Origin of the sequence: Flavobacterium enshiense DK69 (genome assembly GCF_000498495.1) — a bacterium.
Classification (GTDB): domain Bacteria; phylum Bacteroidota; class Bacteroidia; order Flavobacteriales; family Flavobacteriaceae; genus Flavobacterium; species Flavobacterium enshiense.
Window position 1 is genome coordinate 69,611 of the sequence record NZ_AVCS01000028.1, and the last position, 21,396, is coordinate 91,006.

Genomic DNA, 21,396 nt, shown 5'->3' on the forward strand with positions numbered 1-21,396 from the left:
AGGCTGAAAAATTTAAAATATAGAAATTATGGAAAATGAAATTTATCTAATAGGAAAAGACGGAAAGGTTATTACGCTTACTGTGACCGTTACTACACCCGGAATTGCAACTACAGAAGTAAAGTTATTTTTATCAGACGGCACAATTATCAATAAAGGTAACTCAACAAATGGAGCCGGATTAATTAGTGATAGGCCAATGGATGTAGACACAAAACTTGACAATTCAACAATAAAAATTGAGACAATCATCCTGTTATCAAAAGTTCCAGAATCTGCATGGGAAAACTGTTTTGATAATTTAGAAATAAATTATTATTTGGATGGAGGGGCTGAAAACCAAAACATTCCCTTTAAATTACATAATAATGAAAAGAGGAAAAGTTCAAATGGAGAACTTATCAGGGCGATAAAAAGAATAGACTTAAATAGAATGTAACTATGAAAAAAACACTTTTAACATTTATAGCACTGTTTAGTCTTTTTTTACTGGAAGCACAAGTAAAGATTGACGATCTAAAAACCCCAGATTCACCAGGATTTCAGATTCTTGATATTTCACCAACGTCAATCGAGAAGCCTATCAATCCTCAAGCTTTGGGGCTTACACTTTTAAGTCAGACAAATAACGGAACAGGGTTACCCAGTAACTTTGCCATGGAGGTTTCACCCTATTGGTATTTTAAGGATAGTAAAGCAAGTATACACAAATATCTTAATATCCGAACTGACAATAAGCCCACAGCGACAATGTCAGGTATTTTACAAAAATTAAGTATTTCAATGGCTTCAGTTTACAGCGATACTATCAGTGGAAGTCTTCAGGCCAAAACAAATTATTTATCCTTTGGTATTAGGACTAATCTTTTTACATATAGGCTTTCCAAACAAAATAAATACCTAATGGGTACTTTGGAAAAAATATCCAATAAAGTAGTGCTATTAAAACCAAAAGAAATAATTACTGATGATAAAGAATCTGAAAAGAAAAGATTAGAAAGTGAAAATGAAATATTAAAAGATCAAATTTCCATATCAACTAATGATGTAATTAAAAAAAGTCTTAACGAAACTTTGGAAAAAAACAATGAACGTATACAGGAATTAAATGAAGAAATTGTTGCTATCGAAATGGACGCGCCTGACACTTATTATAATGTTCTCAAAGAAGATAAAGAATTAAAATCTTATTTGAAAGAATTAGATGCTCCTCCTTTAATCCAGATAGATGGTGCCTTTGCCTATAGTGAAGCCTTTTTAAATAACACTTTCGACAACAAAAGATTTAATCGAAGTGGGGTCTGGGCAAATGTTGCCATAAATTCAGCAGGGATGACTGCCCAAAAAGCTAATTATAACTTTTCAGCTGTGGGCCTTGTAAAATTTATAAACGACAATGTACTTACAGATACCGTAAATAATCTCTTTGAGCATCAAAATGCCCTCGATATTGGAATAAAAGTAGATTTCCAAATAAAGGATTTTTCCATGGCTTATGAACATATCCACAGAAATTTTTCTGAAAGCACTGGTGTTGATAGCGATCGTAATGTATTTATAATACAATACGAAATAACTGATGGGCTATATTTTACAGGGAGTTATGGGAAAAATTTTGGAGAAGTCAATAATCTCTTTACACTATTCGGGATAAACTACGGCTTTGGGGATTCACCATTGACCGTTAAACAAGAATAATCCATTAATCAGAAACAACCATGCAAGTATCCAAAACCCTTGAAATATTAATTTCATTAGCACTACTTTACTTTTTGTTCAGTACAGTGGTTTCATTAATTTTTGAATGGTATTCGCATAAAACACAAAAAAGGGGACGGTTCCTTCATGAAACTATCATCAAATTATTAAATGATCCTGTTAATAAAAGTTACGGCACGAGTTTATATAGTCAATATAGTATCAATCAGTTAAAAAAAAATAAGGATTCCTATCCACAATACATTTCTTCCAGCATGTTTGCAGATGCCTTAATTGATATTATTGGTACTCAATCCGAGACTATTCACTTTACGAATGTTTTTGATTCTTCTAAATCTAAAAACCTCGTCGAGGTGAAAATGGAAGAAAAACGCTTTTCTGACCCATACGAAAGATTTCAAAAAGGAGTGAAACAAATGAATTATAGCCCTCTAAAGAGCCAACTCAGGGCTTTCCATGAAAAAACAAAAGACTATCCGGAACTGAAAAAAATGATTATGGACTGGTTTGATGATTATATGGCCAGAGTTAGCGGTTGGTATAAAGTCAAAACCAAACGAACCCTATTCCATATCAGTTTGCTGGTCAGTCTGGCTTTTAACGTTGATTCTATTGCTATAATAAAAAAAATTAACAGCGACGAAACCCTTCGTAAAGATCTTGTTATTCAGGCAGAGAAAAAAATAAATCAACAAGAGCTCAAAGCTATTAAAATAGACTCAAGTAAGTTTTTTAAAGATTACGAGCAAGCCGTAGATTATATCAAAAAAAACAAAAAACAAAAAGATGAAATAGAACAAATGTATCTAAATCGTCTCGATTCAATAGTTAGTGAAATCGAAAATAGTTCAATTCCGATAGGATATTATGGTAATTGGCAAAAGGCACATGGAAAACATTTTTTGCCAATATGGATTTGCGGCATTCTCATTTCGTCTTTAGCCCTCAGTTTCGGCGCACCATTTTGGTTTGAAGTTATGGTAAAAACAATCAACATCCGAAGAGCCGGTATAAAACCATAATAATTTTATAATCATGAACGATAAATACAACATTCATTCACACATTTTTACAGGAAAGTGTGCACCAAAAGATTTTTTGCAAATAGGTCTTAACCTAGGGGACGGTGTTTCAAGTTTCCTCAAATGGCTTTTCTTAACCAAACCAGTTTCTTGGTTAATTGAAAAATTAGGAAGTTTTATCCATAACAAAACATTGCAGTTTCTAAAGATAGGTGTCATGAGTTCACAAGGAGAAGTTTTTGCTAATCTAAAAGGAACATATAATAATTCTAATTACAGTGACATCAAAATCGTGGCCCTCAGCATTGACATGGACTATATGACCGATCCTAATAAAAAACCGGAACAGGATTTTAATTCACAAATAGAAGACCTCTATAAATTAAAAAAAACATATCCTGATACATTCTTCCCTTTTTATAGTGTCGATCCAAGAAACCCTGATACCATTGGTTTGAAAAATGTAAAAAAAGCAATTGAGAGTAACGCTTTTGCAGGTATCAAACTATATCCTCCAAATGGTTTTTTCCCTTTTGACCCCCGGCTTGACGGTCTTTACAAATATGCCGAAGCTAATAACATCCCAATCATGACTCATTGTACCCGTGGAGGCACTTATTTCATAGGCAAAGATGTATGGTCTATAATTTCGGATAATCCCTTGTCGCTCAATCCGACACATCCGATAATGGACAAGGTAATTAAACGCATAGCTGCTTATAAGAATGCATCCAATAAAGCTTTTCGCGAAAATGCAAAAGCATGTAACCTTTTCACTCATCCTGAAAACTATCTCCCTGTTTTGGATAAATACCCCAAACTCAAACTTTGTATTGCCCATATGGGAGGAGACGTTGAAATACTGGGTGATAAAAATCCTAATAGCAAACATGCTAAGTGGTCACAGGAAGCCATGTTTTTAGAAGACTGTACAGCAACTTGGTATGAAATAATTAAACAGGAAATACTCGTAAACAAATACCCCAACACTTTTACCGACATCTCTTATTCGCTTTGTGACAGCAGTTGTATGACCCAATTACATAACGATCTTACCAATGCTGAGATTGATAACAAACGTGTGCTTTTTGGAACTGATTATTTTTTGGTTACCAAAGAAGATGCAGAACTTAAAGTTGTAGCTGCTGGTGAAAATCATTTGAAAAATTTTTTTTCACCCATGATGAGTGAAAACAATAAAAGGTATTTATTTTCATAATAACTCATGAAATCAATTTCGAATATAGGATGTTAATTCCTTCATTATTCTTTTAACCAATTATTGAAACAATGGCAAATAAAAATACTTCCATTGACGGCATCGATAAACTCCCTAAAGAGGAATTGGATAGAATCAAACTCCTGACAGATATTAAAAATGCTCAGGATTCTGAGTTATCAGGATTTGAAAAATTTATGAAGAGAAGAATTGTTCCTTTTTTTTTACCATTGGCAACGCTATCGGTAACAATACTGTTTTTCTACATAAATTACAGTGATAGCCAAAAATCCAAGGCAACTGAAAGATATAACAGTGAACTTGAGCTTGTAAAAATGGTCTGGGATGATATGAAGACGAATCAAGAACCGGATTTAAAAGAGAAAGCAAAAAAGTTTTTAATAAAAATGTATAGAGCAAACTCAAATACATACAAAACAGACAACATTCTTTTGGGCATTAATGAAAAGCAAAGGCCAATAAGCATAATGATTCAGATGGACTCAAATCTTGTAAAAACAATTAAAACAATAAATACCAATGAGTTAATTAAGCAAGAAATACATGTCAAAGATATTAAAAAAGTAACCTTAGATCCGGTTACAGACGGCAAAACTGTATCCGTGTTATCTAAAAAAGATAACATTATTACCAATAGAATAAACGTATTATCAAGAGGACAATTAAAAATTTATATCCAATATGATAAAAAAGAAGAAGAAGGAAAAGTAAATGGTTTTGCAAACCAACTAAAAGAATATTATGTCATACCTCCAATAGATTTTGTAGAAAATAAATCAAATTATGGAAATGAAATCAGATATTATCGGCAAAATGACAAAGAAATGGCTAATGAATTAGCAGGTAGATTGCAACAAATTACCGGTATTCCTTTTAAATTAATGAATATAAATCAACCTAATATATATAATACCATAGAAGTTTGGTTCAGTTTCAAAAATCAAAGAAGAGCGATATCAGAACAACCAATTGAACAGATTACTTCTGCCAAATAATCAACAAAAAAAATAATCTGATTCTTAAAAATACAAATACGTCTTTAAAATTTTTATGCAAAATCAGAAACAAACATTAAAAAAACACTGTGATATCAACCTCCGAACTAATAGAAAATATGGAAATCCAGTGTTTATCGCTATTTTACTTAACCTCCTTCACTCCCTTAATAAACAACCATTTCATAAACATCTTCTCCCCTTCATGTGTTTTTATTACCTGAAATTTTGGTGCCAGAATTGAAGCTGCTACAGCTGCCGTTAAAGGTAACCAAAACCCGCTAAGATTAGTAAAAGTGGCCGCTACAAAACGTACAATAATGAACAATAAGGCAAAGCCTAAAAAATTATATAATAGTGATTTGGTTTTTAAAGTCATCTTCTTGAGTTATGAATTTTAAGTTATAAGTGAAACACTAAGACTTATATCTTTTTACTAATTATTATCCCCTAAATTCTGGAATTTAGTACGCTTACTACCTTCATACATTTCGTATTTCACTAAACGTGCTTCCAGTTTACCGTTAAAGAGTTTAATTTTTCGGGAAGGTTTCAAACCCACAAACTTAAGCGCTTCCAGATTTGCCGTAATGAACCAGGCATTTGTTCCAGGATAGCTTTGCTTTAATGTATCACCGATTTCCCTGTAGAAACGTTCCATTTCAATATCCAAACGCTCTCCGTAAGGCGGATTGAAAACCATATGTAACGGCCCGCGGGTTTCTTTTTGGGTATCAAAGAAGTTACGCTCCGAGATTTTTACATACTCATCCAAATTAGCATTTCTGATATTATCTTTAGCTTTCATCACGGCAGACGGAGCCTTATCATAGCCCGTAATTGTATAATGAAAATCCTTAACCTTCTTCATTAGCGAGTTCATGATCTGGTCAAACAAATCGTTATCCCAATCATTCCAACGCTCGAAAGCAAACTCCTTACGATTGATGTTTGCGGGAATATTGCAGGCTATCATTGCAGCTTCGGCTAAAATGGTTCCCGAACCGCACATCGGATCTATAAAATCACCCTGACCGTCCCAACCGGAAAGCAATAGCATACCTGCTGCCAAAACTTCGTTGATCGGTGCGATGTTCGTAGCAGTTTTATATCCTCTGTGGTGTAATGAATCTCCGGAACTGTCTAAAGAAACCGAACACTGGTCACGATCGATGTGAACGTTAATTCGTAAATCAGGAAAATCCTTGTCGATACTCGGACGCTTTCCGAATTTATCGCGAAACTGATCCACAATCGCATCTTTTGCTTTCAAAGCTACAAATTGCGAATGGTTAAAATGTTCCGAATGCAATGTCACATCCACCACAAATGTCTGATTTTCACTTAGGTACTTTGACCAGTCAATTCCCTGAATACCTTTATACAAACTCGCTTCATTAAAAGCACGAAACTGATAGATGGGCTTCAGAATTTTTAAAGCCGTACGAAGAGCCAGATTCGCTTTGTACATAAATCCCTTGTCCCCAGCAAAACTTACCATGCGGGTTCCCATTTCAACATTTTGTGCGCCTAGTTGACGCAACTCCTTTGCCAATATTTCTTCGAAGCCAAAAAGAGTTTTGGCAATCATTTTAAAATTCTGCTCCATAATTTATTTCAATCGCAATCCTTAAAATCAAATTTCCGATTTCTATTTTCTAAATTGGATTACATCGGCAAAAATACGTTAAATTTGCAAGATTAATTATCCTCCAACAGAAGAATACATGTCTGAAGCACAAAAAAAATCTACCGAAAACTGGTTTGCCTCCTGGTTCGACACTCCTTACTACCATATTTTATACAAAGAGCGAGACGAGGCGGAAGCCCAGCATTTCATGGACAACCTTACGCATTATTTAAACCTACCAGACGATGCTAAAATCCTGGATTTAGCATGTGGGAAAGGGCGTCATGCCATGTATCTGAACACGTTGGGATTTGATGTTACGGGAGCCGATTTATCCGAGAACAGTATTGCGGAAGCTTCTGCGGTAGCCAATGAAAAACTGCATTTCACAGTGCACGATATGCGCCTGCCCTTTGAAGATAAATTTGATGCCGTTTTCAATTTGTTTACTAGTTTCGGATATTTTGAAAATGACGATGATAACTTTACCACTTTAAAAGCTATTCACGACAGCCTTTCTGAATACGGTTTTGGGGTAATTGATTTTATGAATGTAAATTATGTCATCAACAATCTGGTTCCGGAAGAAGTCAAAACCGTGGACGGAATTGATTTTCACATAAAACGCTACGTAAAAGACAATCATATATTCAAAGAAATAGATTTTGATGCCGATGGTCAACATTTTCATTTCACCGAAAAAGTAAAAGCCTTAACTTTAAACGATTTTGAACAGATGATGGAAGAAGCCGGAATTTATCTTTTGGATGTTTTCGGCGATTACAAACTGCGCAAATTCTTTAAAAACGATTCGCAACGCCTCATAATGATATTCAAATAATATGATATACCTACTGCCATTACTTTCGGTTATTTTTGGTTATGTTATAGCCACTTTTTTCCGTCCGAAAAGCAAAAAAAACCTCAGGATTTTATTAGCCTTTAGTGGTTCTTTTTTGCTGGCATTAACGGTTTCGCATTTGCTTCCTACAGTTTATGAATCCGCACAACATGCAGTATCAGACGGTCATGTACATGGTAATATAGGCTTTTTCATCATGTTCGGAATCATATTTCAAATCGTATTAGAATATTTTTCACAAGGAGCAGAACACGGTCATGTACATGGTCATGACACGATGTATCATATTCCCTGGTTACTATTTATAAGTTTGTGTCTGCATGCGCTACTGGAAGGAATGCCGGTAAGTCATCACAACGATTTAGCTTGGGGAATCGCTGTACACCACTTCCCCATCGCCATTATTCTGACTACTTTCTTAAGCGCATCACACTTAAATAAATCTTCTATTTTAATTTTCATGCTAGTCTTCGCTGCCATGACTCCGATGGGAACAATCGTTTCGGAAAAAGCGCCGTTCGTCACACATTATTACGCTGAAATCACCGCATTTGTAATCGGAATCCTGTTTCATATATCGTCAACGATTATTTTTGAAACCAGTGAAGGACACAAATTTAATCTGGCAAAACTTTCGGCAATTATACTCGGAATCGTGTTGGCTTATTTTATGTAGATTTGGGCGTGACCGCAAGGGTCGGGCTATCCGTTGCAATCTTTTTTGTTAGAACGTTCGGCTAAAAATAAGGTTTCATCTAAACAAAAAAGGATTTCCACTTCTATCCCTCACGCGAAAAACTGCACCATAGTAGTATAGCAATACAAAAGAAACTTTGTAACTTTGAACCTAAGCCACTTAGCAACTTATAAAAATGACTTTTACCAGAACCACAGAGCAATCATCAAATTACGAGCAACTTGAAAAAATGTCGGTCCACGATTTGCTGACCAACATCAACAACGAAGATAAAACCGTTCCGCTTGCCGTCGAAAAAGCATTACCACAAATTGAAAACCTGGTTTCGAAAGTTGTGGAACAGATGAAAAAAGGAGGCCGACTTTTCTATATCGGAGCAGGAACATCGGGACGTTTAGGAATTGTAGATGCTTCCGAATGCCCTCCAACTTTCGGTGTTCCATTTGATTTGGTCATTGGAATCATTGCCGGTGGTGATACTGCCATCCGAAAAGCAGTGGAATTCGCCGAAGACGACAAAGAACAGGCCTGGAAAGATTTATCTGAATGGAATATCAACGAAAATGATGTTGTCATCGGTATTGCTGCATCAGGAACAACACCATACGTCATTGGAGGATTGGAAAAATGCAACGAAAACAGCATCATCACGGGATGCATTACCTGCAACGAAGGAAGTCCTTTATCCAAAACAGCTCAATTCCCAATTGAAGTAGTCGTTGGACCGGAATTCGTAACCGGAAGCAGCCGTATGAAAGCTGGTACTGCCCAAAAATTAGTTTTAAACATGATTTCTACGGCAACCATGATTCAGCTTGGGCGAGTAAAAGGCAATAAAATGGTAGACATGCAATTGAGCAATGTAAAGTTAATTGACCGTGGTGTCCGCATGATAATGGGAGAAATACCAGTGTCCTATGATGAAGCAAAAGCATTGCTGGAAAAACACGGTAGCGTTAGAAAAGCTGTTGAAAATTTCAATAAATAACCCTAGGACCAAATGAAATTCAAAATTATTGTATCTTTATTCCTACTGTCTTCGGTATCAGCCTTTTCTCAAGAACTTAAATACAAAACGGGAGGAAGAATTTTTGATTCGAATGACAAAAAACTATCCTCAAAGGAGGTTAGGGAATTACTGGCAAAACAACCAGAAATACTGGAATCTTACAATGATGGAAGATCAGAGAAAATCTTTGGAAACGCACTGATGTATGGAGGAATAGCTTTGGCCGCAACCGACTTAATTGTAGCAGCCACAAAAGAAGGTGAATATCCAACTGCACTGACGGTTGCAGGAGTTGCTTCGATTTTCTTGTCAGTGCCTATTAAATACAGTTCCACTAAAAAATTAAAAACAGTCGTTAAAGATTATAATGCCGGAGTATCAAAAAAAGACACCGGTTTCAATTTTGAATCGATGTCGATAGTTTCAAACGGAAAAGGATTGGGTTTACGAATGACTTTTTAAAAACAGAAACTAACAAATCAATATCTGAGTTACCATGAAAAAATTACTTGTTCTATTTTGCTTCTTTATCCTGACAATGGCTTCTGCGCAGGAAATTTCAATGCAAAAAGGAAAATTTTTCAAGGAGGGAACCCAGATTTCAAGTTGGGAAACCAAACAATTATTGATTACCAATCCGGAAGCTTACAAATATTTCAAATCGGCCAAAAACAAAGAAGCATGGGGCGGATTTTTAATAGCCTCGGGAATTGTCCTTACTGTTGGGGATCTTGTAAAAGGACTCGTTTCCGATGCGGATTATCCAACCGGTTTTACATATGTGGGTGCCGGTTGTATTGTAGCTGCTATCCCTATTATGTCAGGACGAACAAAAAAGATGCAAAAAGCTCTCGAAATTTATAACAATGAAATAAAGTCAACCGTAGGTGCAACAGGCTTTGACCTGAATATTTTAGCGAATGCAAACGGTTACGGACTTCAAATCAGATTTTAAATCATGGCAACAAACAAAACATTATTAATGAAAGGGATTCGATATCTGGCATTTGCAGTGCCTCTGATGTTTATCGGACCTACAATAATTCACAGTTCATTTAAAAATCAGGAACATCCAATGTACATCCCAATTCTGGGGATAGGCATCCTTTTTTGTATCGGATCGATGTATCTGATGTTCAAAGGAATACAAATCATGGTAAAAAGCCTGTTCGATGGAGACGAATAAATCATACCTGGAAAGTGTAAAAAAACTGTTTCTGTATTATAAGACAATCGGCGAAAAAGCCATTGAGCAGTTAGAACCGGAACAGCTTTTTGTTGCCGTTAACGATGACACGAATTCCATTGCCGTAATCGTTAAGCATCTTTCCGGAAATATGTTATCGCGCTGGACCGATTTCCTTACATCCGATGGAGAAAAAGAATGGCGCAACAGGGACGGTGAATTCGAGCAGACCTTCACAACCAAAGAAGAAGTAATGGCTTCCTGGGAAAAAGGATGGAAATGTTTTTCGGATGCGCTCGATGCTTTAGAGCCCGAACAGCTTTCCCAAATCATCTACATCAGAAACGAAGGACATACTGTAATGGAAGCGATTAACCGTCAGCTGGCACATTATCCGTACCATGTAGGCCAAATCGTATTTTATGCCAAAATGCTTAAAAAAACAGAATGGACGAGCCTTTCCATTCCGAAAAACAAATCAAACGATTACAATGCCGAAAAATTTTCGAAAGAAAAAAGCACAAAGCATTTTACAGATGATGAACTTAACAAACTAAAATGAAAAAAATATACCTACTTCCCATTCTTACTTTATTAATTTCCTGCTACAATCAGGAACGCAACTGCAAAGATTTCAAAACAGGAAAATTTGAATTCGTACAGGAAATCAACGGTGAAGAAAAAAAATCGATTTTCGAACGAACAGAAAATCTTCAGATCGAAACCTTCAACGGAAAAACGGACACCGCTTCAGTGCGATGGGTAAACGATTGTGAATTAGTACTTCAAAAATTACATCCTAAAACCATGCAGGAAAAAAAAGCAATCGCAATGAAAATACTGACAACCAATGAGAAAGGATACACTTTTGAATATGCTTTCGTTGGAGACGGTAAAAAACAACGCGGTTCTGTAACAAAAATCGATTAACGTACGTTTAACAGCTTTATAATTTAAACATTTTATAATGGAAGTATTTCTGACTCCCGATGCGTGGATCGCTCTATTAACCCTGACTTTTCTTGAAATTGTATTAGGTATTGACAACATCATCTTCATTTCTATCGTTACCGGAAAATTACCGGCAGAAAAAAGAAAAAAAGCCACACGAATCGGATTGTTTTTAGCCATGTTTATGCGAATCGGCTTATTAATGGGAATCACTTATCTGATTGCCATGAAAAAACCGTGGTTTAGTCTTGAGTTGGGATGGTTCAATGCTAAGTTTACGGGACAAGCCATAATATTACTGCTTGGAGGTATATTCCTGATTTATAAAAGCACCAAAGAAATCCACGAGAAAGTCGATCATAAAGGAGAAGAAGAAAAAGAATTAAAAACATCCGCAGCTAAATCGTTTGGCAGCGTAATTGTTCAGATTTTGTTAATCGACCTTATTTTCTCCATTGACAGTATCCTGACTGCCGTAGGTATGACCAACGGAGTGACAGGTGCTCTATACATCATGGTTACTGCCGTTGTAATTTCCGTTGGGGTAATGTTATTATTTGCTGTACCGGTTGGTAATTTCGTCAATGCAAACCCTTCCATTCAGATTTTGGGTCTTTCCTTCTTGATTTTGATTGGATTTATGCTGATAACCGAAAGCATGCACTTATCTGATGCTTCCTTAGTGGGACAGCGTGTAGGGGTGGTTCCGAAAGGCTATCTGTATTTTGCCATTGCGTTTTCACTGGCGGTGGAATTCCTAAACATGAAAATGCGTAAAAAAGGCAAATAATCTTTTATACTGTTATACAATCAAAGAGCTCTCAATATTGAGGGCTTTTTGTTTATTCCAAAACAACAGTTATTTACTTCACACTACCTAAGTAATTCTATTTGCAGTTATTTAAACATTTTTCAACTTTTAAATCTACCGAAAAAGGAAAAAAACCTTCAAAATAATCAAACTACAAACAAAAAAGCTCTCTAAATTAGAGAGCTTTTTTGTTATTCCAAAGTCAACGTTATCTGACCATCATCATCCAGTTCGATGTTATAGTCTGTCAACTCAGTATTCTGATTCATTTCCGATTCTGCAGGAACTTCCTCAACGGGCTCTTCATAAGGCAACGGTTCCAATAAATTAACCTGTTTCAGTTTATCTGTCGTTAACTGGTTACCCATAGCTTTGATTCCTTTTACGGCGATGAACTGTTCCATATCAATGGTTTGGTTCTCTTTCTGAACACCTTTACTTTTTGCAAAAATGATTTCCGCTACCGGACGCCAATCAGTGGAAACAATTTCCAGTTGCGATTTCTCATGCTCGGAAATGAAAATCTCCTCTTTGTTCTCATTTTCAATAAGGAAACGTTTTACGTAGTAACGTTCTTTTTCCCCATCGTAATAAATCGCCGAAATCGGTTTGGTCGGGTGCCATTTTTCAAGGATGATCATATCCTCATCGAAATGCGAGGTCAGTTCAGGAATGATCGTTTTCAGCTTACCGGACTGATTAATTATCAGCAAGCGATCGTTCGGACGGAATTCACCCAACAACTCCCCTCTTCCATCAACGTTCAAACGCTGAACGGTATCATCAAACCAAATCTTACGAGGTCTTAACGTCGAAATTCCTTTTTCTTTCAGTTCGATTTTCTTAATAGGATATTTAGACACGGTATTTCCTTTGGAAGCTCTTCCTTTTATGGCAATATCGGCAAAATCCAAATCCCATTTCAGTTTTTTCACGCTTCCCACCTGACGCAGTAAAATTGTTACGACTTCCGCCTCACCGTTCGGATTATGTGAAAAATACAATACCTGTGAACCTAGTTTTTCCTGTGTCAGATCATAAGCCTTGTCACGGGTAACTCCCGATACATTAAAACGCTTTATGAATGACGAACCCGATTTCCCGTCACGATAAATCATATTGTAAATGGTTCGCTTGTCATTTTTATCGAAAACAGCAACGTGAATGATATCTTTTCCAACAAATTTCTTTTCATCAACTTTTGATATCATCATTTTACCATCGCGAAGGAACACAATAACATCGTCAATATCGGAACAATCATCAACATACTCGTCTTTTTTCAGTCCGGTTCCGATGAAACCTTCTTCACGATTTACATACAATTTCGTATTACGTAATACTACTTTAGTCGCTTCAATGGTATCGAAATTTCGGATTTCTGTCTGACGTTCACGACCTTTTCCATACTTCTCTTTCAGCTTGGTAAAATAGTCGATGGCAAATTCAATCAGATGTGCCAAATGATGCTTCACCTGAGCCATTTCATCTTCTAACTTCGCGATCAATTCATCGGCTTTATCAGAGTCGAAACGGGTGATACGAATCATTGGAATCTGTGTCAGTTTCTGCAAATCCTCATCAACGATATCACGCATCAGCATTTTTCTGAATGACTCAAATCGCTTGTACATGTACTCATATAACGATTCCTTATCAGAATACAGTTTAAAGTCGATATACATTTCTTCACGAATGAATATCTTTTCAAGCGTTGAAAAATGCCATTTCGTTTCCAGTTCCTGCAATTGGATTTCCAACTCCTGACGCAACAAATCAACTGTTCTGTTTGTTGAGATTTTCAACATATCGGAAACACCAATAAATAACGGCTTATGATTCTGAATCACACAACCTAACGGCGCGATTGAGGTTTCACAAGCTGTAAAGGCATAAAGTGCATCAATCGTTTTATCAGGAGAAACTCCCGGCGGAAGGTGAATTAAAATTTCAACCTCAGCAGCGGTGTTGTCTTCAATTTTCTTGATTTTGATTTTTCCTTTATCGTTCGCTTTCAAGATACTATCAATTAATGATGACGTATTTGTTGAAAACGGGATTTGGGTAATCACTAAGGTCTGTTTGTCCAATTGGGAAATCCTCGCACGAACACGTACACGTCCGCCTCGCATCCCATCGTTATAATTGGAAACATCCGCAATACCGGCGGTTGGAAAATCCGGAAACAATGTAAACGGTTTTCCTTTTAATATTTTTATCGACGCATCGATTAATTCATTGAAATTATGAGGCAATAGTTTAGTAGACAAACCTACTGCAATACCTTCCCCACCTTGTGCCAGTAACAACGGGAACTTTACCGGTAAGTTGATCGGTTCCGCACGACGACCGTCATACGACACACCCCACTCGGTAATCTTTGGTGAATACAATACATCCAAAGCGAATTTACTCAAACGCGCCTCGATGTAACGAGAAGCTGCGGCTCCATCACCAGTTAAAATATTTCCCCAGTTTCCTTGACAATCAATCAGTAAATCTTTCTGACCAATTTGTACCATGGCATCTCCGATACTCGCGTCTCCGTGAGGGTGATACTGCATCGTGTGCCCGACCACGTTCGCAACTTTGTTGTAACGTCCATCGTCCAACTCTTTCATGGAGTGCATGATACGACGCTGTACCGGTTTGAAACCATCTTCAATGGCAGGGACGGCACGCTCCAGGATTACATAAGAGGCATAATCAAGGAACCAATCCTTGTACATACCCGTTACTTTGGTAATGGTATCTTCGGAATTGTTTTCCTCTTGGTCGTAAAAATGATTGCCTTCGAAAGACTGGTTATCTTCGGAATGGGTTTCTTCCGAGAAATTATCCTCCGGGGTTAAATCTTCTATATTTTCGTTTTCTTCGCTCATAAATTAGTTAACAGTATTCAGTTAACAGTGACAGTTATGTCTTGGTTCTTGACTCTTGTTTTTTAATTCTTAACTCGAAAGCTCTTCAACAGTATCTAGCTCAACTTTCAAATTCTTGATAATGAAATCCTGACGGTCCGGTGTGTTTTTCCCCATGTAGAATTCCAACAAGGTTTCAATCGAAGTAGCTTTATCCAACATGACCGGATCCAAACGAATGTCTTCCCCTATGAAATGTTTGAACTCGTCCGGCGAAATCTCTCCCAATCCCTTGAATCGGGTTATTTCCGGTTTCGGTTTCAGTTCTTCGATGGCATCTATACGCTCTTGTTCGCTGTAACAGTAAATTGTTTTCTTTTTGTTTCGAACACGGAATAATGGAGTTTGCAGAATGTATAAATGCCCTTCTTTGATAAGTTCCGGGAAAAATTGCAGGAAAAACGTAATTAACAGCAAACGGATGTGCATCCCGTCGACGTCGGCATCGGTAGCAATAACGATATTGTTGTAACGCAGATCCTCCATGCTTTCTTCGATGTTCAAAGCTGCCTGAAGTAAATTGAATTCCTCATTCTCATATACAATCTTCTTGGTCATCCCGTAAGAGTTCAAAGGCTTACCACGCAAACTGAAAACCGCTTGTGTATTTACATCACGTGACTTGGTAATCGAACCTGATGCGGAATCTCCCTCGGTAATGAAAAGCGTACTTTCCAGACTTCGCGGGTTTTTGGCATCGGTTAAATGCACACGGCAATCTCGTAATTTCTTATTGTGTAAACTGGCTTTCTTTGCTCTGTCTTTGGCTAACTTACGGATACCGGAAAGTTCTTTACGCTCTCTTTCGGCCTGTAAAATCTTGCGAAGCAAAGCATCGGCGACCTCCGGATTTTTATGAAGGAAGTTATCTAATTTGGTTTTTATAAAATCGTTGACGAAAGTTCTAACCGAAGGTGAATTAGGTCCCATATCTGTAGATCCTAATTTCGTTTTAGTCTGTGATTCGAAAACCGGTTCTTCCACTTTAACTGAAATAGCGGAAACGATTGATTTTCGGATATCTGACGCTTCAAAATTCTTGTTATAAAACTCTTTTACGGTTTTTACCAACGCTTCACGGAAAGCACCTAAATGCGTTCCTCCCTGCGTGGTGTTTTGTCCGTTTACGAAGGAATAATACTCTTCTGAATATTGTGTTTTACTGTGTGTTATGGCAACTTCGATGTCATCACCCTTTAAGTGAATGATCGGATATACAGAATCTTCTTCGGTAATGGTTTCTTCAAGTAAATCTTTTAATCCATTGTCCGAATAGAATTTTTCACCGTTGTAAATGATTGTTAGTCCTGTATTCAGGTAACAATAGTTTTTCAGCATACGGATGATGTACTCGTTTCGGTACTTGTAATGCTTGAAAATGGTATCATCGGCAATGAAGGTTACTTTGGTTCCTTTGCGCTTGGTGGTTTCCTGAATATCTTCTTCTAATGTCAGATCACCAGCTGAAAACTCGGCTGCTTTTTGTTGGTTATCACGAACGGATTCCACACGGAAAAACGTAGAAAGCGCATTCACCGCCTTGGTTCCGACCCCATTCAGACCAACGGATTTCTTAAATGCTTTGGAATCGTACTTTCCTCCTGTGTTCATTTTGGAAACTACGTCGACTACTTTCCCTAATGGAATACCTCGTCCGTAATCGCGAACAGTAACCGTTTTGTCTTTTACGGTTACTTCAATGGTCTTTCCGGCACCCATAACGAACTCGTCGATACAGTTGTCAAGCACCTCTTTCAGAAGGATATAGATACCGTCATCAGGAGAAGAACCGTCGCCTAGTTTTCCGATGTACATTCCGGGACGCATACGAATATGCTCTTTCCAGTCGAGGGAACGGATATTGTCTTCGGTGTACTGATTTTGCTCTAGCATAAAGAATTTTTCGAATTTCTGCTAAAATAAGGTAAATCACCCGTAAATAAAAGGGGTTGAATGCAAAATTATTGACAATGGGAAGAAATAGTAATAAGTTATAAATTATGAGTTGTGAGTTTCATTTCTTACTCGTAATGATATAAAATCCCTTTGTCGTAAACCGTCCATAAACTTGCCTTCTGATTGGCTGCTTTTAAAGCACTGTTTGTCCATGTGTTGCAGGTATAAAAAAGATTATAACTGCCTTTAGCTTCATAGAAGGCATCGTTGTTTCCATACACCGCATTTGTTTCAATTTTTAAGGTTTGTCCATTTTTCATCTGAAAAGAATTTTCAATGAATTCCACCAACTGTTCATACTGCTTTTTAGTAATGGTTATTTTCTTGCATTGCTCATCTTCTTCCATTCGTTTGTAAAAAGTACAATGCATTGCAGATGAACTCAAACCTGATGTGGCATTAAAAGCAGTGGAAAATTTCAAATCAGCCCAGGTGGGCGTGTTTAGGTAAAAGCCTTTATCACCCCAGCCGAAAGCCAAATAGTTTGCCGTTGAATCATTGGCTTTAGTATTCTGGTATTTCACTTTTTCAGACCAATCGGTTATTTGTGTTTTAACCGGAACCACTATATCAGTATGGACTCCGTTGGAAAGCAGGTAAATTTCAATTCCTTTTTCCGGTTTGGCCACATCGGAGTTGACTGGAATACGGGATAATCCTAACACAGCAACAACGTAAAGTAGTATAAATGCTATAATGACTAAGATAGTTCTGAAAAGGATTATCAGGCTTTTTTTGATGGCTTTCATTCTGATATTTTTTTGAATTGCTGTTCCTCTCCTAAATTCTGTAATCTTAGGATATTTTTAAATTCTCTTTTGGTAGGGCTGATTATGTATGAAGATGAATCTATCCTTTGGGATTTGTCTTTTGTTATTGAATCCAACTTTTTTAAATCTTCATCTGAATAAATGTATTTTAGTTTAAAACCATTTTTTTCAAAATTTAAAATTTTGATCCTCCAATAAACAGAATCTTTTGTGTTCAAAATCAAATATCTGTTAATTCGTTTAGCCTTCTGAATGTCTGAAAATGAAAAAAAAGTATCAATTTGAATATTTGAAAACTGAATAGAATCACCAATATCTTTTCTGTAATAAACTTCACTACTACCTTTTAAAACAAAGGTGTTTCCATTAATTCTAAATTCATTTTTAATCGAATCCAGTTCACTATGGTGGATTCTGAATTTATTAATAACTTTTTGAAGAATAGTTCTTTTGTTGACTTCAAAATAAACAGAATCCGCATTCATAAATAAACCTTGAAAAGCTAATGGAAATTTTAACAACTCCGAATCATTGACCGGTTGAGGCTGAACAAAATAAAAATTGTTTCCTAATGGTTCGAGGGCGATATCTTTACAAGATATTAGAAATACGAATGCAATAAACAAGGCCATTTTTTTCATTTGTTCCAGCTTTTCTTAGCTTTTACAATTTTCAAGCCAAAAAATAAAAATCCAAATTCTTTTTACAATGTCTTTTATCTGGTTGGCAACATTACAATTCTCTTTCACTTAAATCTTGCATCAAACACACTGTTTTTGAAGTTTTTATCGTTTCAAATAACGAAATAAAAATACTGATTATAAATAAATTACAAGCTTTACCACTAAAAACCACTGGGCAATTATTAGTAAATTTATGGTATAATTTTTAACAGATGAGAACAACTGTATTTTACATCGTAATCCTTTCACTATTGATTTCCTGTGATACCAAACCCAAATCGTCTAAGGAAGCTGACGCATCAAATCCAACAGAAACCAGCAAGAGAAAACTAATTGATTTATCTCATGTTTTTTCAGATGAAACTATTTATTGGGTAACTGCTGAGGAATTCAAATTAGACACGGTGTATAATGGAGAAACGCCGAAAGGATATTATTATTCTGCTAATAATTACAAGGCAGCGGAACATGGTGGGACACACGTAGATGCTCCGGTACATTTCTCTAAAACAGGGCAATCCGTAGATGAAATCCCACTTGAAAAATTAATGGGAGAAGCTATTAAAATTGATATTTCTTCAAAAGCGCTTACAAATCCGGATTATTTGGTAGGTGTTGAAGATTTTCTTAATTGGGAAAAAAAGGAAAAAACTATAATTCCAGAGGGCAGTATTGTTTTATTGCAAACCGGATTTTCTAAATATTATCCTGACAAAATCAAATATCTCGGAACCAAGGAACGCGGGGAAAAAGCTGTAAAACAATTACACTTCCCAGGGCTTTCGCCTGCAGCAGCAAAATGGCTGGTTGAGAATCGTAATATTAATGCAATTGGAATAGATACTCCAAGCATTGATTATGGGCAATCGGAGTATTTTGAAAGTCATGTGACTTTGCTTTCTAAAAACATCCCTGTTTTTGAGAATCTGGCTAACCTTGATAAATTACCCAACAAAGGATTTGAAATAATAGCGTTACCAATGAAAATCAAAGGCGGAAGTGGCGCTCCGTTGAGAATTATAGCTATTATTGATGATCAGCCTTAATAACCATACTTCACAACGCAATCATTCGTTACGAAGAACCCGAAGCGGAAAATACCTTAAATAATAAATTAAAAACTGAGGTTTTTTACGATATCTCGTATTTGATTATCCAAAACAGGATCGGATATTTTCATATTCTCCATGTCAAAATTCTCATAGAAGCTTGGTAACGAAAAACTGCCTATTATATTGGCTCCGTAACGGGGAAAGGCAGCTTGGGCTATTTCCATCACACGAGCTCCTCCTCTCTTACCATCTGAGGTGGAAAGCAAAAGCATTGGCTTATTCTGAAACACTTTTACATTGATGCGCGAAGCCCAATCAAAGGTATTTTTAAAAGCAGCGGAATAGTTTCCATTGTTTTCTGCCATGGAAATTACCAGCAGTTCAGCCGAAGCAATTTTATCTAAAAAGGCATGTGCTAATGGGTGCTGTACGATTTCTTTTTCCAAATCCACGCTGAAAACCGGCATGGCAAAATCATTTAAATCCAAAACCTCAACCTCTGCGTGCTCAAATAAATGAGACACGTACGTCGCCAGTTTTTTATTTATTGAGTTTTTGCTGATACTTCCGCCAAACGCTATAATTTTCATAACCCATTGATTTGTACTCAAATTTACTCAAATTGAACTGGGAACACCCTTATTTTTATCACAATTTATTATATAACTTCTGATAAAAGAAAAAAACAACACTTGCTCACGAAATATATCAATCTCCATACAAATTAACACTTTTAAACTTATTTTAATATGATTTTAAAGATATTACTTGTTTTTTATAATTAATTTTGCAATGTATTAATGATTAAATTAAAACGTCATGAAAAAGATAATTTTAATCATTGCAGCATTATTCACCACAGTGGGTATTACTGCTCAAAACACGGATGTTAAGAAAGAATCCGTAACTACAACGAAAACAGTTAAAGATTCTAAGGGAGAAAAAACAACGGTTAAAACGGAAGAGGTTCAGGAAGTACAAAAAATCGAATTTAAAGACGCAAAATCCAATACAAAGGAAAAAGTGGTACTTGATAAACCAGCCGACGTATCAAAAAAAATTACAGTAACCGTAGATGGTGTTACCCGGGAAATCAGTAAAGACTACTCTGGATTTTACAATTATAACGGGGCCAAATGTAAAATGATTTTAGATAAAGTTGGCTATTCCATCATTCATCCTGATACCAAAAAACGATTGGCTACATTGAGAGAAACTTCTAATGGCGAATATATCGTAACAGGCAAAAATAAAGTTTCAGTGGGCCATTTTGATTCAGACGGCAACTTGATACTGCAGTCAGTCGACCCGAAAACCGATACTGTCATAACCGAAAAGGCAGAAATGATTAAACCAGAAATGTAAACAGTAACAATAAAAAACGTCTTGCAGCAATAAGCAAGACGTTTTTTTATGTGCCTGACTATAGTCAAAGGCATTTCAAATCAGAGATTGGTTTACTAAATCATCTGTCGACAAGAAAATTATGCATCTCCCCTATGATTAACAAGTAGATCAAGCATGTCTTTTTTTAAAGGCTTGACAAAATACTCCTTAACAATACCGTACTTTGAAGCCCTCTCAATATCTTTAGCATCATTGGATGAAGTCAGCATTACAATATCACAAGCATGCTTACTGACTTTCGGAAAATTGACTATCTTGTCCAGAAAGCCAAATCCGTCCATTACAGGCATGGAAATATCAAGGAAAATCAAATCAGGAAACTTATCATAATCCTCCTTTATGCTTTCCAGATGCTTCAGTGCTTCTATAGCAGAATTCATTAGCGATATCCTTTCAGCTATGCCACTTTTTTCAACGATATGATTCGTAATAAAATTATCGATTTGATTATCATCGATCAGCATTATATGGCCCATTTTCATAAA

24 protein-coding genes are annotated in these 21,396 nt (G+C 36.4%); 16 read left to right on the forward strand and 8 right to left on the reverse strand.

All coding sequences use genetic code 11. From position 1 onward, the window contains the following. Window positions 1-28 precede the first annotated feature (28 nt). The 5 genes from FEDK69T_RS13565 to FEDK69T_RS13585 all read left to right on the forward strand — a co-directional run bounded on the left by FEDK69T_RS13565 (window position 29) and on the right by FEDK69T_RS13585 (window position 4,976). Window positions 29-439 carry a hypothetical protein gene (locus tag FEDK69T_RS13565; protein WP_023574749.1) on the forward strand — a complete coding sequence of 137 codons (411 nt, stop codon included), beginning with the start codon at window positions 29-31 and terminating at the stop codon, window positions 437-439. A 2-nt stretch (window positions 440-441) separates the two neighbouring features. Then, window positions 442-1,698, forward strand: a complete 1,257-nt coding sequence (locus FEDK69T_RS13570) for a BAR domain-containing protein (protein ID WP_023574750.1) — start codon at window positions 442-444, stop codon at window positions 1,696-1,698. Between the two features lie 20 nt (window positions 1,699-1,718). Further along, window positions 1,719-2,741, forward strand: a complete 1,023-nt coding sequence (locus tag FEDK69T_RS13575; protein WP_023574751.1) for a hypothetical protein — start codon at window positions 1,719-1,721, stop codon at window positions 2,739-2,741. Window positions 2,742-2,754: 13 nt separating this feature from the next. Continuing rightward, window positions 2,755-3,960 (forward strand): amidohydrolase family protein, encoded by a 1,206-nt coding sequence (locus tag FEDK69T_RS13580; protein WP_023574752.1) that lies wholly within the window; start codon window positions 2,755-2,757, stop codon window positions 3,958-3,960. Window positions 3,961-4,031: 71 nt separating this feature from the next. Then, a complete protein-coding gene (locus tag FEDK69T_RS13585) occupies window positions 4,032-4,976 on the forward strand; it encodes a hypothetical protein (RefSeq protein WP_023574753.1) in 945 nt (314 codons plus the stop codon). 145 nt (window positions 4,977-5,121) lie between these two features. On the opposite strand, the gene FEDK69T_RS13590 is transcribed toward FEDK69T_RS13585, so the two are convergent. Both FEDK69T_RS13590 and FEDK69T_RS13595 read right to left on the reverse strand, forming a co-directional pair. Continuing rightward, window positions 5,122-5,355: a hypothetical protein gene (locus FEDK69T_RS13590; RefSeq protein ID WP_023574754.1), complete on the reverse strand. Its 234-nt coding sequence runs from the start codon at window positions 5,353-5,355 to the stop codon at window positions 5,122-5,124. A 57-nt stretch (window positions 5,356-5,412) separates the two neighbouring features. Beyond that, a complete protein-coding gene (locus FEDK69T_RS13595; RefSeq protein ID WP_035630461.1) occupies window positions 5,413-6,585 on the reverse strand; it encodes a THUMP domain-containing class I SAM-dependent RNA methyltransferase in 1,173 nt (390 codons plus the stop codon). 118 nt (window positions 6,586-6,703) lie between these two features. On the opposite strand from FEDK69T_RS13595, the gene FEDK69T_RS13600 reads away from it, so the two are divergent. The 9 genes from FEDK69T_RS13600 to FEDK69T_RS13640 all read left to right on the forward strand — a co-directional run bounded on the left by FEDK69T_RS13600 (window position 6,704) and on the right by FEDK69T_RS13640 (window position 12,101). Then, the gene (locus FEDK69T_RS13600) at window positions 6,704-7,447 is read left to right on the forward strand and encodes a class I SAM-dependent methyltransferase (protein ID WP_023574756.1); all 744 of its coding nucleotides are present in this window, start codon (window positions 6,704-6,706) and stop codon (window positions 7,445-7,447) included. Between the two features lies 1 nt (window position 7,448). Then, window positions 7,449-8,144 (forward strand): ZIP family metal transporter, encoded by a 696-nt coding sequence (locus FEDK69T_RS13605; RefSeq protein ID WP_023574757.1) that lies wholly within the window; start codon window positions 7,449-7,451, stop codon window positions 8,142-8,144. 196 nt (window positions 8,145-8,340) lie between these two features. Next, a complete protein-coding gene (gene murQ, locus FEDK69T_RS13610) occupies window positions 8,341-9,153 on the forward strand; it encodes an N-acetylmuramic acid 6-phosphate etherase (protein ID WP_023574758.1) in 813 nt (270 codons plus the stop codon). A gap of 12 nt (window positions 9,154-9,165) precedes the next feature. Continuing rightward, a complete protein-coding gene (locus FEDK69T_RS13615; protein WP_023574759.1) occupies window positions 9,166-9,636 on the forward strand; it encodes a hypothetical protein in 471 nt (156 codons plus the stop codon). Between the two features lie 34 nt (window positions 9,637-9,670). Then, window positions 9,671-10,129, forward strand: a complete 459-nt coding sequence (locus FEDK69T_RS13620) for a hypothetical protein (RefSeq protein ID WP_023574760.1) — start codon at window positions 9,671-9,673, stop codon at window positions 10,127-10,129. 3 nt (window positions 10,130-10,132) lie between these two features. Further along, complete coding sequence (locus FEDK69T_RS13625; RefSeq protein ID WP_035630459.1) at window positions 10,133-10,360, forward strand: DUF6095 family protein; 228 nt, start codon at window positions 10,133-10,135, stop codon at window positions 10,358-10,360. Next, window positions 10,347-10,922, forward strand: a complete 576-nt coding sequence (locus FEDK69T_RS13630; RefSeq protein WP_023574761.1) for a DUF1572 family protein — start codon at window positions 10,347-10,349, stop codon at window positions 10,920-10,922. Before FEDK69T_RS13625 ends, FEDK69T_RS13630 begins: the two co-directional genes overlap by 14 nt. Further along, the gene (locus tag FEDK69T_RS13635) at window positions 10,919-11,290 is read left to right on the forward strand and encodes a hypothetical protein (protein WP_035630458.1); all 372 of its coding nucleotides are present in this window, start codon (window positions 10,919-10,921) and stop codon (window positions 11,288-11,290) included. The genes FEDK69T_RS13630 and FEDK69T_RS13635 overlap by 4 nt, the downstream gene beginning before the upstream one ends. Before the next feature lie 37 nt (window positions 11,291-11,327). Beyond that, the gene (locus tag FEDK69T_RS13640; RefSeq protein WP_023574762.1) at window positions 11,328-12,101 is read left to right on the forward strand and encodes a TerC family protein; all 774 of its coding nucleotides are present in this window, start codon (window positions 11,328-11,330) and stop codon (window positions 12,099-12,101) included. A 212-nt stretch (window positions 12,102-12,313) separates the two neighbouring features. Here FEDK69T_RS13640 and FEDK69T_RS13645 read toward each other — a convergent pair whose 3' ends face one another. The 4 genes from FEDK69T_RS13645 to FEDK69T_RS13660 all read right to left on the reverse strand — a co-directional run bounded on the left by FEDK69T_RS13645 (window position 12,314) and on the right by FEDK69T_RS13660 (window position 18,254). Next, a complete protein-coding gene (locus FEDK69T_RS13645) occupies window positions 12,314-15,004 on the reverse strand; it encodes a DNA gyrase/topoisomerase IV subunit A (protein ID WP_023574763.1) in 2,691 nt (896 codons plus the stop codon). Window positions 15,005-15,073: 69 nt separating this feature from the next. Beyond that, complete coding sequence (locus tag FEDK69T_RS13650; protein WP_023574764.1) at window positions 15,074-16,936, reverse strand: DNA topoisomerase IV subunit B; 1,863 nt, start codon at window positions 16,934-16,936, stop codon at window positions 15,074-15,076. A 128-nt stretch (window positions 16,937-17,064) separates the two neighbouring features. Then, a complete protein-coding gene (locus FEDK69T_RS13655; RefSeq protein ID WP_023574765.1) occupies window positions 17,065-17,748 on the reverse strand; it encodes a TIGR02117 family protein in 684 nt (227 codons plus the stop codon). Further along, entirely contained in the window at window positions 17,745-18,254 is a 510-nt protein-coding gene (locus FEDK69T_RS13660; protein WP_131494756.1) for a hypothetical protein, read from the reverse strand. The genes FEDK69T_RS13655 and FEDK69T_RS13660 overlap by 4 nt, the downstream gene beginning before the upstream one ends. 410 nt (window positions 18,255-18,664) lie before the next feature. On the opposite strand from FEDK69T_RS13660, the gene FEDK69T_RS13665 reads away from it, so the two are divergent. After that, window positions 18,665-19,498: a cyclase family protein gene (locus tag FEDK69T_RS13665; RefSeq protein WP_023574766.1), complete on the forward strand. Its 834-nt coding sequence runs from the start codon at window positions 18,665-18,667 to the stop codon at window positions 19,496-19,498. 68 nt (window positions 19,499-19,566) lie between these two features. Here FEDK69T_RS13665 and FEDK69T_RS13670 read toward each other — a convergent pair whose 3' ends face one another. Further along, the gene (locus tag FEDK69T_RS13670; protein WP_023574767.1) at window positions 19,567-20,094 is read right to left on the reverse strand and encodes an NADPH-dependent FMN reductase; all 528 of its coding nucleotides are present in this window, start codon (window positions 20,092-20,094) and stop codon (window positions 19,567-19,569) included. A 229-nt stretch (window positions 20,095-20,323) separates the two neighbouring features. Here FEDK69T_RS13670 and FEDK69T_RS13675 point away from each other — a divergent pair, with 229 nt between their 5' ends. After that, on the forward strand, window positions 20,324-20,869 hold the full coding sequence (locus FEDK69T_RS13675; protein WP_023574768.1) for a hypothetical protein: 546 nt from the start codon (window positions 20,324-20,326) through the stop codon (window positions 20,867-20,869). Window positions 20,870-20,988: 119 nt separating this feature from the next. Here FEDK69T_RS13675 and FEDK69T_RS13680 read toward each other — a convergent pair whose 3' ends face one another. Beyond that, entirely contained in the window at window positions 20,989-21,393 is a 405-nt protein-coding gene (locus FEDK69T_RS13680) for a response regulator (protein ID WP_035630456.1), read from the reverse strand. Window positions 21,394-21,396 lie beyond the last annotated feature (3 nt).